A 678-nucleotide genomic window follows, 5' to 3' on the forward strand; every position below is an offset into this window, starting at 1 on the left:
TGGACCTGTTGGTGGCCTCGCATACCGACTCCAGAGCGAGTGACGAATACAACATCACGCTGTCCAACAACCGGGCGAAAGCAGTGACCGAATACCTGGGAGCCAGAGGGATCAGTGCCGACCGGGTGAGACTGGAGTGGTTTGGAGAAAGCCAGCTGATCAACGACTGCGGCAACGGGAAGCCCTGCAACGAGGAGAACCACCAGCTGAACAGACGTTCCGAACTGGTACTGGAAGCGTTTCCTGACCCGACCAAGCAGTATGACATTCCGCAGGAGCTGAAGGACATGGACTTCTGCGAGCCGGAAGACATCTTCGAGAAAATCCAGGAAGAGATCAACGACATCCCGACGATCTACTTCGACTTTGACAAGTCCATGCTGAGAAGTGTCCACAAGACCGAACTGGAGCGTACGGCGATCATGCTGAAGCGGATGCCGAACCTGATGCTGTACATCGAGGGTCACACCGACCAGCGCGGAGATGAGGAGTACAACAAGAAACTGTCCGAGCGCAGAGCGCAGGTGGTGAAAGACTACCTGAAAAACAGGGGAGTGGAAGACAACAGACTGGAGTCCCAGTGGTTTGGCAAAACCAAGCCGATCCACAACTGCGACGAGGTGACCTGTACCCCTGCGATGCACCAGCTGAACCGCAGAACAGAGCTGAGAGTGGGCA

At 55.8% G+C, this 678-nt stretch carries 1 protein-coding gene and 1 pseudogene; both read left to right on the forward strand.

The window, feature by feature from the left end:
- Nucleotides 1–11: 11 nt before the first annotated feature.
- Nucleotides 12–119 (forward strand): annotated as a pseudogene (locus tag B0E43_RS23130) (OmpA family protein); the annotation flags it as partial.
- A gap of 168 nt (nt 120–287) precedes the next feature.
- On the forward strand, nt 288–678 hold a 391-nt coding region (locus B0E43_RS23135), incomplete at its 3' end, for an OmpA family protein (RefSeq protein ID WP_254423329.1).

This window comes from Algoriphagus sp. A40, from assembly GCF_002002735.1.
Taxonomy (GTDB): Bacteria; Bacteroidota; Bacteroidia; order Cytophagales; family Cyclobacteriaceae; genus Algoriphagus.